Source organism: bacterium, assembly GCA_041649255.1.
Classification (GTDB): Bacteria; Hydrothermota; UBA3073; order JACQXS01; family JAQTXJ01; genus JAQTXJ01.
The window spans coordinates 14,587-30,539 of the sequence record JBAZNK010000021.1 but is presented as its reverse complement, the minus strand read 5'-3'; the positions used below and the strand labels follow the sequence as shown (position 1 = coordinate 30,539).

14 protein-coding genes are annotated in these 15,953 nt (G+C 35.6%); 12 read left to right on the top strand and 2 right to left on the bottom strand.

What is annotated here, in order from left to right:
* The first annotated feature begins 42 nt into the window (after nt 1-42).
* The 8 genes from WC614_12310 to WC614_12275 all read left to right on the top strand — a co-directional run bounded on the left by WC614_12310 (nt 43) and on the right by WC614_12275 (nt 9,443).
* Nucleotides 43-2,535, top strand: coding sequence for a tetratricopeptide repeat protein (locus WC614_12310; GenBank protein MFA5033786.1), 2,493 nt, complete (start codon nt 43-45; stop codon nt 2,533-2,535).
* 205 nt (nt 2,536-2,740) lie between these two features.
* Nucleotides 2,741-5,095 carry a C25 family cysteine peptidase gene (locus WC614_12305; protein ID MFA5033785.1) on the top strand — a complete coding sequence of 785 codons (2,355 nt, stop codon included), beginning with the start codon at nt 2,741-2,743 and terminating at the stop codon, nt 5,093-5,095.
* Nucleotides 5,096-5,240: 145 nt separating this feature from the next.
* Nucleotides 5,241-5,573, top strand: coding sequence for a preprotein translocase subunit SecG (secG, locus tag WC614_12300; GenBank protein ID MFA5033784.1), 333 nt, complete (start codon nt 5,241-5,243; stop codon nt 5,571-5,573).
* 1 nt (nt 5,574) lies between these two features.
* Nucleotides 5,575-5,889, top strand: a complete 315-nt coding sequence (rplU, locus tag WC614_12295; GenBank protein ID MFA5033783.1) for a 50S ribosomal protein L21 — start codon at nt 5,575-5,577, stop codon at nt 5,887-5,889.
* 18 nt (nt 5,890-5,907) lie between these two features.
* Nucleotides 5,908-6,234, top strand: a complete 327-nt coding sequence (acpS, locus tag WC614_12290; GenBank protein MFA5033782.1) for a holo-ACP synthase — start codon at nt 5,908-5,910, stop codon at nt 6,232-6,234.
* Nucleotides 6,235-6,322: 88 nt separating this feature from the next.
* Nucleotides 6,323-6,829 (top strand): hypothetical protein, encoded by a 507-nt coding sequence (locus WC614_12285; protein ID MFA5033781.1) that lies wholly within the window; start codon nt 6,323-6,325, stop codon nt 6,827-6,829.
* Nucleotides 6,814-7,935: an ATP-binding protein gene (locus WC614_12280; protein ID MFA5033780.1), complete on the top strand. Its 1,122-nt coding sequence runs from the start codon at nt 6,814-6,816 to the stop codon at nt 7,933-7,935. The genes WC614_12285 and WC614_12280 overlap by 16 nt, the downstream gene beginning before the upstream one ends.
* Nucleotides 7,932-9,443: a bifunctional response regulator/alkaline phosphatase family protein gene (locus WC614_12275; protein ID MFA5033779.1), complete on the top strand. Its 1,512-nt coding sequence runs from the start codon at nt 7,932-7,934 to the stop codon at nt 9,441-9,443. The genes WC614_12280 and WC614_12275 overlap by 4 nt, the downstream gene beginning before the upstream one ends.
* Before the next feature lie 28 nt (nt 9,444-9,471).
* Here the strand turns inward: WC614_12275 and WC614_12270 are convergent, their stop codons facing one another.
* Together WC614_12270 and glmS are read right to left on the bottom strand one after the other, a co-directional pair.
* The gene (locus tag WC614_12270) at nt 9,472-9,882 is read right to left on the bottom strand and encodes an NUDIX hydrolase (GenBank protein ID MFA5033778.1); all 411 of its coding nucleotides are present in this window, start codon (nt 9,880-9,882) and stop codon (nt 9,472-9,474) included.
* Nucleotides 9,883-9,904: 22 nt separating this feature from the next.
* A complete protein-coding gene (gene glmS / locus WC614_12265) occupies nt 9,905-11,731 on the bottom strand; it encodes a glutamine--fructose-6-phosphate transaminase (isomerizing) (GenBank protein ID MFA5033777.1) in 1,827 nt (608 codons plus the stop codon).
* Between the two features lie 205 nt (nt 11,732-11,936).
* Between glmS and WC614_12260 the strand changes: the two genes are divergently transcribed.
* The 4 genes from WC614_12260 to WC614_12245 all read left to right on the top strand — a co-directional run bounded on the left by WC614_12260 (nt 11,937) and on the right by WC614_12245 (nt 15,952).
* Entirely contained in the window at nt 11,937-12,917 is a 981-nt protein-coding gene (locus tag WC614_12260) for a glycosyltransferase family 2 protein (protein MFA5033776.1), read from the top strand.
* Between the two features lie 193 nt (nt 12,918-13,110).
* Nucleotides 13,111-13,833 (top strand): class I SAM-dependent methyltransferase, encoded by a 723-nt coding sequence (locus tag WC614_12255; protein ID MFA5033775.1) that lies wholly within the window; start codon nt 13,111-13,113, stop codon nt 13,831-13,833.
* Nucleotides 13,834-13,970: 137 nt separating this feature from the next.
* Nucleotides 13,971-15,011, top strand: coding sequence for a PorV/PorQ family protein (locus tag WC614_12250; protein ID MFA5033774.1), 1,041 nt, complete (start codon nt 13,971-13,973; stop codon nt 15,009-15,011).
* Nucleotides 15,012-15,043: 32 nt separating this feature from the next.
* Complete coding sequence (locus tag WC614_12245) at nt 15,044-15,952, top strand: bifunctional riboflavin kinase/FAD synthetase (protein MFA5033773.1); 909 nt, start codon at nt 15,044-15,046, stop codon at nt 15,950-15,952.
* Nucleotide 15,953: the final 1 nt, after the last annotated feature.

Sequence of the window (15,953 nt, the reverse complement as noted above, 5' to 3'; positions counted from 1 at the left end):
TCTTTATAATTTAAGAATATAAACTAAAAGGAGGAGATAACAGTGTGGTTATTCCTTGCAAGCTTTTTAATGTTACGGGTCGTCAAAGCGCCGACAGATAGTTTTGAAGTTATTGAAAAGTTGTTTATGAGAGAGCAGTACAAAGAAGCTCTGGCTGGTTATAAAGTCCTCGTAAAATATGAGGATACTGCCGAAGAAGCACTTTATAGAATAGGGGAATGTTACTATAATCTTCACGATTATAGAGAAGCGATTAAGACATTTGAATACTTGTTAAATACCTACAAGAAATCTTATCTTGCTCCTGAAGCAATATGGGGAGTTGGATTGTGTTGGCTTGTTCTTGGCGACACAAAAATGGCAAGGAAATATCTTATTGATGAAATAGATAAATTCCCCGGGTATGTAGATGAAAAACGAACTCTATGCGGTAAGGGGATTACCCTTTATGCTGATGGAAAATATAAAGATGCGCTAGTTTATCTTGAACAATTACACACCAAAGAAGGTTTATACTATCGGGCAAAATGTTATGCTGCTATGGGTGACCCGCTAAGAGCGATTGAAACTTATAAGGAAGCTATTGATCGTTACCCGGGAACTAAATTAGCCGAATACTCGACTTTCTGTATGGGTGACGCTCTGTTTGACAATAAAGATTATCCGGGTGCCGCAAAAAAATATGAAGACTTTATGCGAAAATTCGCATGGAGCGAATTAAAAGAATATGCAAGATATAAAATGGGATGTTGTTATTACGATGCAGGAAATTATGAAAAATCCATTCAGATGTTCCAGTATTCTATAAAATCTGAAGACCAGTGGCTTGCCGCTCATTCTTACTATCAATTGGGTATGGCAAGAAAAAAACTCAAGAGAATAGAGGATGCTATAACTTGTTTCCAGACAACCAAAGCTGATTATCCTACAATGAGAGTTGCCGCACTTGCACACGTAAGATACGGACAATGTTTTATTGACAGAGGCGATACTACAGGTGCTCAACTTTCTTTCCAGCAGGTGATATCCGCGTATCCGACCGGTAATTTTGCAGGACTTGGAGATTTCTTAACCGCATCCGCATTTTTTATAGAGAAAAGATATACAGAAGCAATTGAACGATACCAGAGAGTATTAAATTTGTTCCCGAAATCAGAGGTTATCCTTCCTTCTTATGCAATGATGCTTTATTCTTATTTACAACTCGGCAAATATGTTGAAGGGGCTTCGATAGGAACTTCTCAATTGAAACTAATACCTCCCGACTCGGGAGAATTATGGGTAGGGAGATCTAAATTGTTCCTTGGAGAACTTTATTATTACCTTGATAGATATCCAAAAGCAAAAGAATTCTATGGCGAAGTTATGGATGAATTCCTAGATCCTGAAGTTAAAGCTCCCGCATTCCTTGGTAATGCATATTGTATCCTTGAACAGGGAGAAACTAAAACAGCGCACGATATGATGAAAGATGCTTACCAGAGATGGGGAGAATGGGACACGACACTTGCAATTTCAGCACTTTACGGTTGGGGTATTGCATCTTTTAATGGTGGAGATTTTGAAGATGCCTATAATACATTTTTATTCGGTGTAGGTGATATGTATCCCGAAAAAATACCTGCTATTGCAGGAAATGCCTATTACCATGGAGGGAAAGCTCTCTCGGCAACGGGAAAATATGCCAATGCAATTGAATATTGGAAAAAAGTTTTAGATGAGTATCCTACCTGTCCAAGAGCACCAGATGCCGCATTTGACCTCGGAAGAACCTTTTATATGGCAGGCAAGTTTAGTGACGCGGAAGATAATTATACTCTAATACTTGAGAAATACAAAAAATCTGCTAAAGCAAAAGAAGCTCAATTCCAGTTAGGAGCTGCTTATTATGCCGCAAAAGAATATGACGATGCTATAAGAGAATACAATAAGTTCATTAACTTATATCCGGAAGATACACTTGCAAATCAGGCAAAAACTCAAATTCAAACCGCATTGTACATTTCTGGCGCTGAAGATCCGGATAAATGGAAAGAACTTATTAATAAATACCCAACTTCTGATTTAGCTGCGGAAGCTCAATATATGATAGCTGCAGATGTCTACAATAAAGAAGAATACGATCAGGCAATCATGGAATTCCAGAAATTAGTCGTAAACTTTCCTAAATCTCCTCACGCTGTAGAATCTCAGTACTACATAATAGGTATCTATGGGACATTGAAAAAATACGACAAAAAGATAGAAGAAATCAACAGGTTTTTAAGATATTTCCCGGATGATAAAAAAGTCCCGGATATTTATTTCCAATTGGGCGCAACTTATTTTAATATGAAGAAATATATGGAAGCGCTTAAGCCATTTCAGGCGGTTCTTGATAAATTTCCAGACTATGAAAAACGTAACGATGCCGGATATTATCTCGGAGTTTGCTATGATGCATTAGGTGAACCCGCAACAGCAAACAGATTAAAAGAAAAATACAAGAAGGGTGATAAGAGCGCTAGTGACACTACTGCTACCAGTAAAAAATAATTGGGTGTGTAGTAAAGAAATCAACAAAAGGGCGAGTTTATCTCGCCCTTTTTCTTTGCTTTTCATCCTATAGCCGCTTTTCTCTACTCTCTCTAAGAACCTACCTTTAAACAACAATGAAACAAAGATTAATTATTGACAAGAAAAGAGAATAGTATTAAGTAGAAAGTGCAGAGTTTAGTATAGAAAGTAAAAAAGGAGATACATGAAAAGTTTAAAAATATTAGGACTTTTAGCGCTCTCTTCTTTTGCATTTGGTGGGCAAATAAATAAAACACTTGTATTTAAAACAAGTGATTTGAGTTTTCAAAAAATTAAAGGATATGATATCGTAACTCTAAAAGGTTGTGAGCTTATGCATAATGCAGGTGCGCCTATGCTTCCTAAAACTGCAGTTCAATTTTTATTGCCAAACGGTGCGGTCGTCACTGATGTTAGAATAATAAAATCTAACAAAGAAACTATTCCCGGAGAATACAAAATATGCCCTGCTCAACTACCGCAAACAATGTCGGCAGAAATGTCTCCCGGATGGGTATCGCCGGATGTAAACATATACAATCAGGATGCCACTTTCCCTGCAACGCTTATTGAACACTCTAATACAGGAAATATGGGAGGATACAGAATCTCAAGTTTTATCGTTTATCCCATTCAATACAATCCAACAAAGAATAGTCTTTTCCTGAATTCCAAAATGGAAATACAGATTAGGTACAAAGAAGTTAGTTCTCCCGTAATTCAAAAAACAAAAGAGCAAAAAGATATTTTCCAAAATATAGTAAAAGAAAAAGTTCTGAACCCTGAGGATATTAATTATTATTCTCCTTCCGGCAAGTCACTTACAGCCGATACTGCAGAGTATGTAATTATAACAACGGATTCTTTTGTTTCATCTTTTCAGCCGCTTGCCGATTGGAAAACAAAAAAAGGCGTGCCTGCAAGAATAGTAACGACAACTTCCATTTATTCTTCATATTCAGGCAGGGATAACCAGGAAAAAATAAGAAACTTTATAAAGTATGCAAATACAAGCTGGGGAACAATGTGGGTACTTCTTGGCGGACAATGCGATTATGAAAACAACCAATTAATAGTGCCAAGAAGAGATGTATATTACTGGACTTCCGGCAATGGAAGTTACACCGACGAAGATACGATTCCCAGTGATTTATATTTTTCCGACCTGGATGGAAGCTGGAATAACGATGGAGATGCCATATGGGGAGAAAAACCTTTAAACGGAGATACTTTAGATTACTATTCGGACGTATTTGTAGGAAGAGCATCTGTTCGTACAAAAGCGCAAGTTCAGACTTTTGTGAACAAAGTATTGACTTACGAAAAAACACCTCCGTCAGGATATTTAAAACGAATTTTTCTGCCATCCGCAAGAGCATCTACTCAACACGATGGGACAAGGACACCCAACGCAATCTCTACAATTACTCCTTCGGGGTTATTAGATATAAAGCTTTACGAAGCAAGCGGAAGCTTGACAAGAACAAGAACTATTGACACTCTGAATTCGGGCGTAGGATTTACTCATTTATTCGGGCATGGGAATCCTTCTAGCGCGCTTCTTTATACAAGCAGTCCTTATTTGGCTTCAAACAATATTGATACATTAAAGAATGGAAATAAGCGTGGAATATTAAATTCTTCCTGTTGTTTTGTAGGAGCTTTTGATAAAGGGACAAGTCTTTATGGTTACGACTCCTTTGCCGAACATCTTTTAACTACTGCAGGAGGCGGGGTAGCAGCGATTATGAATTCAAGAGCCGGTTGGGGAGACCAGGTTTTGCTATGTTTTTCAGAAGCTTTAGATACATCCTTTTATAGTGAAACCTTTTATCATAATAGATGGCATTTAGGAGAAGCACATGCCGTATCAAAAGATAATTTTGTTTCGAGAATTCAATGGAATGTAAGTTTCGAATACCTCTGGGCATGGGTTATATATGAGTTGAATTTATTGGGCGACCCGGAAATGCCAATGTGGACAAACGAACCCGGAAACTTATTTATTGCCCATAATGACACGCTAAAAACAGGGGAAACAAATTTTGATGTGAGTGTAACAAATAGTAAAGCCCCTATAGAAAGCGCATTTGTGTGCGCAATGAAATCAGGAGAAATTTACGCTAGAGGATACACTAATTCAAGTGGAAATGTAACGCTTGATATTTTACCGCCTGCTTCTGCTCCCGGGGTTTTGTATTTGACAGTGACAAAACATAATTACAAACCTCGCGAAGATAGCGTTATTGTTGCAACCGTTGGAACAGAAGAGGGGCAAACGGAATCAAGCGGAAACAGCTTCAGAGTGGAACAAAGTTTCGGAAATAATATAATTACTTTCAGGTATTCAAGTAGTTTAAAAATTGAGCCACAAGACTTAAAGATTTATGAAATTTCAGGAAGAATAGTAAAAACTATGGCGCCCGGAAAGGAAAACAAAGTTGAATGGGATGCAAGTAATGTCCCTACAGGAGTTTATTTTGTGAAATTTGCAGCAGGAGATTATAAAGCAACAAGGAAACTAATCCTAATTCGGTAGGATCGATACTATTCTCTCTGCACACAGCAAAAAAACAAGAGTTTATACAATTTACATATGGGTAGTAGAAAAAATCTTATTGACAATAATGGGGATTCAATTATTATACCATAATAGTTTAAGTATCTAGCAAGGAGGAGTGAGAATGTATGGTGTTTTGTTAGGGTTTCACGTTGTGGTAGTAGTGTTATTAATTGTCGTGATTCTCATGCAACAAAGGGAAGGCGGATTCTCTACTGCGTTCGGCGGAGGTGGGCAATCTGTATTTGGTGGTAGAGGTGCAGCGCCGTTTCTTACAAAAACTACGGTGGTGTTACTTGCGTTGTTTATTATAACCTCGTTTAGTTTGACTATTTTAGGCAACAAACGTGTAAAATATGAGACTGCAGTAGAAAAAGCAATTAAAAAAGGTGAAATGCAAACTAATATGCCGGCAGGAAAAACTCCCGCAGGAAATATACCAGCAGGAAAGGAATAAAATGGAAGCAATCATAGAAGTATCAGGGTTTCAATATGAAGTCAAAGAAAACTCTAAAGTAAAAGTTCCTAAGTTAAAAGGGAACATAGGCGATAAGGTAAAATTTCCAATAATGATGCTAATAGATGGCAATACACCTTCTATGGGCAATCCTTATGTGAAAAATGCCGAATGCGAGGCGGAAATTCTCAGAACGGATAAATCTGCGAAAAAACTCAGATACAAATACAAATCCAAGAAGAATTATCGCAGGAAAGGTTCTCACCGCCAATGGTTCACAGAAATCCTGATTAACAGCATAAAATCCCACGTTTAATAATATCCACACTTGAATATGACAGTAGGAATTGATATAGTGGATATCAAAAGAATAGGTATTCTTATAAAAAAATACGATTCCAGATTTTTAAACAAAGTATTTACCGAAAGAGAATTAAAAGAATGGGAAATGCGAGGGAAAAGGTTATCTTATTTAGCTGGTAGGTTTGCTACAAAAGAAGCTTTTTCCAAAGCGGTAAAAGTTAGAGGGTTGCATTGGAAAGATGTAGAGTCTTTGGGCGTTATCCCTGAAATTAAATTAAAAAACAAAAAATTAAAAAACGTAAAATTAAGCATTTCTCACACAGAAAAATTAGCGACGGCAGTAGTCGTGATAGCTTAAGAAATCATTCGCCTACGGGGAGCAGACAATGTTCAATACGAGATTTCGTTTAGACGTTGATTGCCATAGCGCGAATAGAAAATGAAAAATGAATATATTTAAGAAAATCTCAAGTTTAAATTACAAAAAGGACATTTTACCTTTACAAATGTTGAAAGAGCCAGATAAAATACTAATTCTATTCCCAATAGACCATTATAGAAGTGATTTAATTGTTCCTGCAATAACTACCCTGAAAAATAAATTTAGTTCTTCCGATATAATAGGGATTACAAGCGAAGACCATTCATTATCTATTAGAAACTCAAGGTTATTTAATGAAGTTATTTGTTATGACACTGTACCTAAATTATTTTCCCGCAGGTTTTTTAAACTACGAACTGAAATAAGAAATCTACAGGCAGATATTTCAATAGACCTGAACTTAGAAAACGATTTGTTAACGTGGATAAGCGGAGCAGGGCTTAGGATAGGTTGCATTCTTTCGCCATTTATAAACTACAGAATAAAGCTAAAAGAGATTGAAAATAAAGAAAAAATCAGTTCGGAAGAAGTTGCAAATAAAATCATTAAAATACTATGTACAAGCCGCTAAAAAGTTATCTAATTTTTGCCGCTTTAGCAGTTACAATTCTATTTCTGCTTTATACACAATACATTGCAAGGGCAATAGAAAAAGAAACGGAAACCACTTCGACAGTTTATGGTCGATTTTGTGCAAATATTACAGAAGAAGAAACGTCCATCATTTTTGACGAAATAATTAAAGGAATATCTTTTCCTGTTATAGTTACCGGACCAGACGGCAATGTCTTATCTGCAAGGAATGTAAAATCTTCTACCCCAGATGTAATAAGGAAGCTTGATAAAGAATATAAGCCGGTAGAAATTAAATATGACAATAAGACTCTCGCGACCGTTCATTATGGGAAAACACGATTACAGAAACTCTTAAATCTTGCACCTTATGCAACCCTATCTTTAGGCCTTTTACTTGTAATAATCGGACTATTCTGGTTATACACACTTAAAAGGAGTGAAGAGAATGCTATTTTTGCCGGTATGTCAAAAGAAACAGCTCATCAACTTGGAACCCCAATTTCTTCTCTTATGGGATGGAAAGAGTTCATAACAGACCCAAATATAAAAACAGCAATAAATGAAGACCTCGAACATATAAGTAAAGTAGTATCAAGGTTTCACAAAATAGGTTCCCCAGTAAAGCCAACCAATCAAAACTTATCTGATTTAATAAAAGAGGTGCTAAACTATTTAAACAAAAGAATATCCAGTAAAGTCAAAATTGAAACTGAAATGTTAGATACTATCACGGCTAACGTAGACGGTGAACTATTCTGTTGGGCAATGGAAAATATGATCAAAAATGCCGTAGATGCAGGAAGCACGGAGATAAAAATTATCGTACAAAAAGATGGAACATCTCGTCGTGGCGACAATTCTTTTTCATCGGTTAAGGTAAGCGTAGAAGATAATGGGAAGGGAATTCCTAAAAGTGTAGCAAAAAGAATGTTCATTCCCGGCTATACTACAAAAGAATACGGCTGGGGAATGGGACTTGCTTTAGTAAACAGGATTGTATTTGTACATAAAGGGAAGATTCTTTATAAACCACAAAAATCCGGAACAGGCTCTATATTTACTTTAATATTACCTTGTATAAAAGGAAACAAAGAAATATGAATAAAAAAATATTATGGATAGATGATGAAGTTGAATCACTAAAATCACACATTTTAATCTTACAAGGGCAGGGGTATCTTGTTAAAGGCGTATCAAACGGGGAAGAAGGCTGCGATTTTATTAAAAAAGAATCCTTTGATTTGGTGCTGTTGGATGAAATAATGCCGGGAAAAGATGGGCTGGAAACACTTAATGATATAAGAAAAATCAATTTAAATGTTCCTATTGTTATGATAACAAAAAGCGAAGAATCTGCACTTGTTGACAAGGCATATATTCGCGGAGTTAATGATTTTTTGATAAAGCCCTTGAATCCTAACCAATTAATAGCTACCTGTAAAAGAATTTTTGAAAGGGATATGCTTATACAAAAAGGTATTCCTCAGGAATACTCCAAGTTTTACTCTCAAGTTATTCAGCAAGTAAATCAAGGATTAAACTGGGAAAAATGGGCAGCACTTCATTGTGAATTATCAAGATGGTCAATAAAAATAGGACAAAATACGGAAGTTAAAAATTTACATACGGAACTGATTCAGGAATGCGAAATTGCTTTCTCCAGATTCGTAGAGCTTAACTATACACGCTGGATGAAAAACGAATCAAGCCCACCTATGTTCTCGCCACAACTAATGACGGAATACGTGGTACCACAAGTTCAGGAAGTTCCAAAGGTTTATCTCTTTATTATGGATTGCATGCGAGTTGACCAATGGTTTTTAATACGACCGTTTCTTGAAGAATTTTTTGAAATAAAAGAGACTTTTTATTCTTCCATATTACCTTCGGCTACACCTTTTGCAAGAAATGCAATCGTCAGCGGACTGTTCACAAAAGACATTGCAGAAAAATATCCCGAGTGGTGGGAGCCGGAATCTAATAAATATGAGTCGGAATTGCTTGAAGCACAAATGCAAAGAATAGGAATAAAAACACAATATGTAAGAGTAAAAAACAGGGAAGACGAAGAGAACTTACATAAAAACCTTACTAGCCATAACGATTCAAAAATTGTTACAGTAATAGTCAATTTCCTGGACTATCTTGTGCATGCAAAATACGAATCAATGGTAGTAGATGAATTAATACCGGATATGGAAGCCTTGCGTTCGTTGACTGTATTGTGGTTTAGCAGGTCTCACGTTTATGCGGCTCTTAAAAACTTAAGCAGGGAAAAAGCTACTATAATCCTGACTACTGACCATGGTGCACTATACGCTAAAAAACCTTCCTTGATTTATGGAAGTAAAGTAATATCCCGAAATTTGAGATATAAATATGGTCCTGCGCTGAGATGCAATCCCAAAGAAGCTCTATTCATAGAGAATCCTGCAGACTATAAATTACCCGGAAATTCAAGATACGGGATAGCAAAAGAAGATCATTATTTCATATATCCTACACATCCGCAAGAATATACCAAAGAGTACAAAAACACTTTTCAACACGGTGGAATATCTATGCAGGAAATGATTATTCCTTGCGTTACGCTGACACCCAAAAAATAATACCCTGCTTACCTTTTTTATTCCGGAGTCATCGCAGTATTTGCCAATCTTTTTTTCTAAAATAATCTTCTAAAATCTGCCTATGGTCAAACGTAATATTTTCAGGAAGGTTATTTTTATTAAATAGTTTCGCTTTTGCGGCATCGCTATCCGGTTTAAGAATGCCTTTTCCTTTAGCCGTGAATACGACTGATACTGAATGCCCTCTGGGGTCACGAGAAGGTTCAGAGTAGACTTTAAATTGCTCTAAGTCCGTTAAGTCCAAAGAAGTCTCCTCCTTAGTTTCTCTTATAGCAGCACCTTCAACGGTTTCTCCGTAATCTACAAAACCGCCTGGGAGTGCCCAACCATAAGGTGGATTTTTCCGTTCTATAAGAATAATGCTATTATTATATTCTATAATAATATCTACAGTTAAATCAGGAGTTTTAGGTCTCATTTTTGCATAACCTCAATATTTTTTATTCTACTGTAACTGATTTAGCAAGATTACGAGGTTTATCAACATCAAGCCCTCTTAATGTTGATATGTAATAAGCTAACAACTGAAGCGGCAAGGCAACAAGCAATGGGGAAAGGATTTCAGGACATTCCGGTATATAAAATATATTTTCTGTAAGCTCTTTGATTTTCTTATCGCCTTCTGTTGCCACTGCAATAATCTGTCCCCCACGCGCTTTTACTTCTTCTATGTTGGAAAACATTTTTTCGTATATATTAGATTTTGGAATTATACACACGATAGGCAAGTTTTTGTCTACCAGCGCTATTGGCCCATGCTTCATTTCTCCTGCCGGGTAGCCTGTTGCATGAATATAAGATACCTCTTTAAGTTTCAGGGCGCCTTCAAGAGCCGAGGGATAATTTATACCTCTGCCGAGGAAAATAAAATTGGAAGATTGATGAAATTTTTTTGCTATTTCTTCGACTTGCGAAGCTCTATCCAGAATCATCTGCATCTTCGAAGGAATTGCGCGGACTTCTTTTAATATCAACTCAAGCTCATCGTCCTTCGTAATCCACTTTAATCTTGAAAAATATAATGCAAATAAGTATAGAGCAAATAATTGTCCTGTATACGCTTTTGTAGATGCAACCCCAATTTCAGGGCCAGCATCTATATTTATTATATCGTTTGATTCTCTTGCTATTGTACTACCAGCAACATTTACAATTGACAATACTTTTAAAAAGGCTAATTTTGCCTCTCTTATACCTGCCAATGTATCTGCAGTTTCGCCTGACTGTGAAATTGCAATAACCAATGTTTCGCCTGAAGTTACAGGATTGCGATACCTAAATTCCGAAGATATGTCAACTTCCGTATGTATTCTGCACAAGCTCTCAATAATATATTTACCTACATGTCCTGCATGCCAGGATGTTCCACAGGCTTGAATCAATATTCTTGAAAGTTTTACAAGCTCGCTGTCTTTTATGGACAAAGGGAATGGTTTGAATAATTCTTCTGATCGCAATCGTTTTTCTATTGTTTCATGAATTACTTTGGGCTGCTCGTAAATTTCTTTTAACATAAAATGCGAAAATCCACCTTTATCCGCTTCTAATACTTTGCCATCCAAATATACTGTTTTTCTTTTGATTTCGTTGGAATTCTTATCAATTATTTTTATACTGTCCTTTGTTAGTGTGCAAATCTCGTTATCTTCCAGATATATTATTTTTCTTGTTAAACCAACTATAGCAAGGATATCTGATGCCACAATGTTGTCTGTTTCTCCAACCCCTATAACAAGAGGAGTATTCTTTTTACAGCATACGATTTTTCCGGGCTCTTTCGTTGAGATAACCGCAAAAGCATAAGAACCGTCTATTTCATTCATTGCTTTTATTACGGCATTCTCAAGAGAATCGGTATAGTATTTTTCTATAGTATGGGGGATTACTTCTGTATCCGTAAATGACCTAAAAATATGATGTTCGGAAATTAATTTTTCTTTTAAGTTAATATAATTCTCAATTATCCCGTTGTGAACTACTGCGATAGAATCCGAACAGTCAAGTTGCGGATGAGCATTTTCTTCTGAAGGTTCACCATGAGTTGCCCATCTTGTGTGCCCAATACCAACATTACCTTTTAATGGTTCTTTATCAAGCAAATCCGCAAGAACTTTCAGTTTTCCAATAGCCCTTTTTATACGAATTTCCCCATCGTAAATAGTTGCTATCCCTGAAGAATCATAGCCTCTATATTCAAGCTTCCATAAGCCTGCCAGTATTACCGCATTTATATCTCTAGAACCAATATACCCCACTATACCACACATAAGGGAATTTTATATCCGATTAAGCAGAAGTCAATTAAAAAATTAGATTCCTCTGTAATCTTGTGCCCATTTCTATCTATACTATTAATATTAGTAAACCTGTTTGACGGTAGCAGACAGATAAGATGCTTGCATTATTATATACTATTTATGCATAAGCAATTTTTTAGTTGATTTTTAAGAAATTCAAGATTACACTTCTCTGATGAAAAAAACAATGAAAATTAAATACTCTATAGTCATACCAATATATAACGAAGAAAATATAATCCCTGAGCTATATTCTAGAACAACTAAAGTTCTCAGCTCTGTGGATAAAACAGGATATGAAATAATATTTGTAGACGATGGAAGCAGCGACCATTCGCTTGAAATATTAGAAAAGTTATGCAAAAAAGACTCTAAAATAAAAATCGTTAGCCTTTCTCGTAACTTTGGGCATCAAGAAGCTATTTCTGCCGGTATTGATTTTGCAAAAGGAAATGCGGTTATTACTATGGACGGAGACTTGCAAGACCCGCCTGAAATCATTATTGAATTTATAAAAGAATGGAAAAACAACTGTAAAATAGTATATGGGATAAGAAAAAACACAAAAGAATCTTTCCAAAAAAGAGTGTTCTCTAAAATGTTTTACCGGGTATTTAATAAATTGAGTAATGTAAAAATTCCCCTGGATGCCGGAGATTTTTGTCTTATGGATAGAGAAATTGTTGATATTTTAGTTAACCTTCCGGAAAGAGTTAGGTTCTTGCGAGGTATTCGCCCATGGATAGGTTTTAAACAGGGTTTTGTAAAATACAATAGAGATAAAAGATATGGAGGAAAGGCAAAATACACCATAAACAAATCTACAAAGCTTGCCATTAATGCGTTAGCTTCCTTTTCATATTTGCCATTACATCTATTTGTGGGAATAGGGTTTTTCACCTCTTTGTTTAGTTTCATAGGTATAGTATTGACTATAATAGCAAAATTTGCGGGCATAGAGGTTGTAAAAGGATGGACATCTACAATCATGGTAATTCTTTTACTTGGTGGAATTCAATTGATTATGTTAGGTATTATAGGTGAGTATATAGAGAAAATTTTTGAAGAAACTAAACACCGTCCTCTTTATATAGTAAATAAACTTATAGGAATAACACCAAACCAAGTTTCCAGAGGTGGGCAAGTATCAAAATGATGCCCGCCACCTTGGCAGAATAATCCATCTGCCAAAAAACCTACCCAAAAGATCGGTAGGCAAGTCGGCAGACAGAGAGACGGACAATGGACTATCGCCCAAAGGGCTTCTAAGAAATAGTGCATAATTTATATGATTAGATTGATATCCTCATGTGGGATAACAATCTCTAAGAGCTTGGTATCAAATAATTATGGATATTCGCGAGTATTCAAAGCATTTTGAACTTGAATCAAAACATTTTTGGTTTAAAGGAAGAAGGGCAATAATATCCAAAAGGCTAGAACATATAGTTAAAAACAAAAATATTAAAATCCTTGATGGTGGGTGCGGAACAGGTGGAAACTCCTCCTGCCTTGCCGATTATGGAATAGTCTTTGGTATAGACAACTCTCGTGTTGCAATCCAATTTGCAAAGAACCAAAACAAAAAGCTCCTAGTAAGTACAATTGAAGATTTGCCTTTTAAACGAAATGCTTTTGATATAATAGTTTTATTGGATGTCCTTGAACATATAGACCTTGAAAATCCTGCTCTTGTAACAATAAAAAAAACATTAAAAAATAAAGGATACTTAATAATTACCGTTCCTGCTTTTAATTTTCTTTGGTCAAGTCATGATAAAGCATCCCATCACAAGAGAAGATACACGTATGCCACATTAAAAAAAACATTACAACAAGCAGGATTTCGCATCGAAAAATTAAGCTATATGAGTTTTTTCTTATTTCCATTTATTTGTATGATAAGAGTTATGAGAAATTTTTGTTTTCTAAAAAAAACCACCTCTGATTTAGTCCCAACAAATAATATGCTAAATAACGTATTAACGTCTTTATACTACATAGAAGCGTGGTTACTAGGACATATATCCTTCCCTTTTGGAACATCTCTTTTATGTATTGCAAAAAAATAATAACAACGCTTTATTCAAAGTATTTTTTCTTGACTTATTATGTTTTAGGCATTAACCTACAGAATATAATATATCCGCATTAGACGATATAAGGAACTTACTATAGATTATTGAAGGTTTATAGGAGAGTAATCAAAATGAAAAAAATATTAATTCCTTATATTGTTGCTTTGTCTATTTTAATCCCTTCCGGCAAGTATTTATATGCGACTTCCGAAGCAGGTGCTGTTTTTCTTATAATTTATCCCGGAGCAAGACCTAACGGTATGGGAGCCGTATTTACCGGCATATCGGACGATGCCATTGCCACTTATTATAATGATGCAGGTATGGCATTCCAGACTAAAAATGACGTCTCTTTGATGCACGCAAATTGGTTACCAGGATTATATCCCGGTATGTATTACGAGTTCTTTTCGGTCGTACACCCTGTTAATAATGGAATATTGGGAGGAAACCTTATATATCTTACTACGGGGAACACAGAAGGGACTGATGATAATGGAAATAAAATAGGCGAATGGACAACCTGGGATGCTTCAGTTAAAATAAGTTATGCAACAAAATTAAGTAAAACTCTGGGGATTGGTATAGGAGCCAAGTTTATATATAGTTTCCTTGCCCCTGTAGACATTATACAAAAGCTTTACGGAAGAAGTATTAGATATGGCGGTTCTGGTAATTCATGGGCATTTGACGTTTCTACTTTTTACAAGATTAATTCAAAAACACGAACAGGACTCTCTATCCAGAACATTGGTCCGGACATAAAATACATAGAAGCGGGAGTGGGCGATCCTCTTCCATTGACGCTTAGGTTAGGATTATCTCGTGAGATTTTTAATAATAAGGACGGAAACGCCCTTTTGATATCAGTAGAGTTAACTAAGATACTAGTTGGCTTTAAATCTGAATTGGATAGCATACAAAGAGATTCCAAGGGAGGATTTACCTACCTTTACCGTGATACATGGAAAGGAATTGGAGCAGAATATATATTGGGAGGAATTTTTACGCTAAGAACCGGTTACTTCGCAGACGCCATTGGAAAAAGGCAGGGGTTTACTTTCGGAGGAGGAATAAAATTGAAAAAATTTAGATTTGATCTTGGAATTGATAGTCGACTATACGAGTTTCCTACTGATAATTATCGTTTGTCTCTACATTTTTCCTATTAGTATAACTTGCGCCTCATAGAGTTTCCATTAAAATGAAAATTTTCAAAGATCCTGATGCATTAAAAGACATAAAAATCGAATCTGTTTCTGTCGGAACATTTGATGGCGTTCATTCCGGACATATTACAATTATTAATGAATTAATAAAATCACAACATTCTTTAATCATAACTTTTGAACCGTATCCACGAGAAGTGCTTTTTAAAGATAAAGAAAACCTCAAGAGAATTACTTCTTTAGAAGAAAAAACAGAAATTTTAAATGATTTAGGAATAGAAAACATACTCGTATTAACTTTTGATTCTCATTTGTTATCTATGTCAGCAGATGATTTTATAAAATGGGCATTAATTGACCACATAAAACCACTTAAAGTTGTGGTTGGTTATAACCACAGGTTTGGTAAAAATGGGACCGGGAATTTCCATTCCCTTGTTAATATAGGTAAATGTTATGGGTTTGAAACCATTCAAATACCTCAGGTATTTGTAAACGAAATACCGGTTTCAAGCAGTTTAATAAGGACTCAAATTTCAAACGGAAAAGTTTCTGAAGCAAGCGCTTTACTTGGAAGACCATATTCAATATCCTCAAAAGTAATTACCGGAAACAAAATAGGTCGTAAACTAGATTATCCAACTGCTAACCTTGAAATTCCTCAAAACAAACTTATCCCCAAATCAGGCGTATATGGGGTAACAATAACATATAACAACCAAAAATTTATAGGGATGGCAAGTATCGGACAATTCCCTACATTTAACAAACCATTTGGATTTGAAGTTAACATTTTCGATTTCAATGGAGATTTGTTAAACAAGAAACTTAAAATAGAATTTATTTTTTACATCCGAGAAAATCGTAAATTTGATTCATCGGAGCAGCTTAAATTACAATTAGATAAAGATAAAGAGATAGCACGAAAGTTTTTCCATATCTAAA

Excerpts from the sequence above, each read along its gene's own strand:
- WC614_12305 (MFA5033785.1), top strand. The coding sequence starts at position 2,741 with ATGAAAAGTTTAAAAATATTAGGACTTTTAGCGCTCTCTTCTTTTGCA.
- secG (MFA5033784.1), top strand. The coding sequence starts at position 5,241 with ATGTATGGTGTTTTGTTAGGGTTTCACGTTGTGGTAGTAGTGTTATTA.
- rplU (MFA5033783.1), top strand. The coding sequence starts at position 5,575 with ATGGAAGCAATCATAGAAGTATCAGGGTTTCAATATGAAGTCAAAGAA.
- acpS (MFA5033782.1), top strand. The coding sequence starts at position 5,908 with ATGACAGTAGGAATTGATATAGTGGATATCAAAAGAATAGGTATTCTT.
- WC614_12285 (MFA5033781.1), top strand. The coding sequence starts at position 6,323 with ATGAATATATTTAAGAAAATCTCAAGTTTAAATTACAAAAAGGACATT.
- WC614_12280 (MFA5033780.1), top strand. The coding sequence starts at position 6,814 with ATGTACAAGCCGCTAAAAAGTTATCTAATTTTTGCCGCTTTAGCAGTT.
- WC614_12275 (MFA5033779.1), top strand. The coding sequence starts at position 7,932 with ATGAATAAAAAAATATTATGGATAGATGATGAAGTTGAATCACTAAAA.
- WC614_12270 (MFA5033778.1), bottom strand. The coding sequence starts at position 9,882 with ATGAGACCTAAAACTCCTGATTTAACTGTAGATATTATTATAGAATAT.
- glmS (MFA5033777.1), bottom strand. The coding sequence starts at position 11,731 with ATGTGTGGTATAGTGGGGTATATTGGTTCTAGAGATATAAATGCGGTA.
- WC614_12260 (MFA5033776.1), top strand. The coding sequence starts at position 11,937 with ATGAAAAAAACAATGAAAATTAAATACTCTATAGTCATACCAATATAT.
- WC614_12255 (MFA5033775.1), top strand. The coding sequence starts at position 13,111 with ATGGATATTCGCGAGTATTCAAAGCATTTTGAACTTGAATCAAAACAT.
- WC614_12250 (MFA5033774.1), top strand. The coding sequence starts at position 13,971 with ATGAAAAAAATATTAATTCCTTATATTGTTGCTTTGTCTATTTTAATC.
- WC614_12245 (MFA5033773.1), top strand. The coding sequence starts at position 15,044 with ATGAAAATTTTCAAAGATCCTGATGCATTAAAAGACATAAAAATCGAA.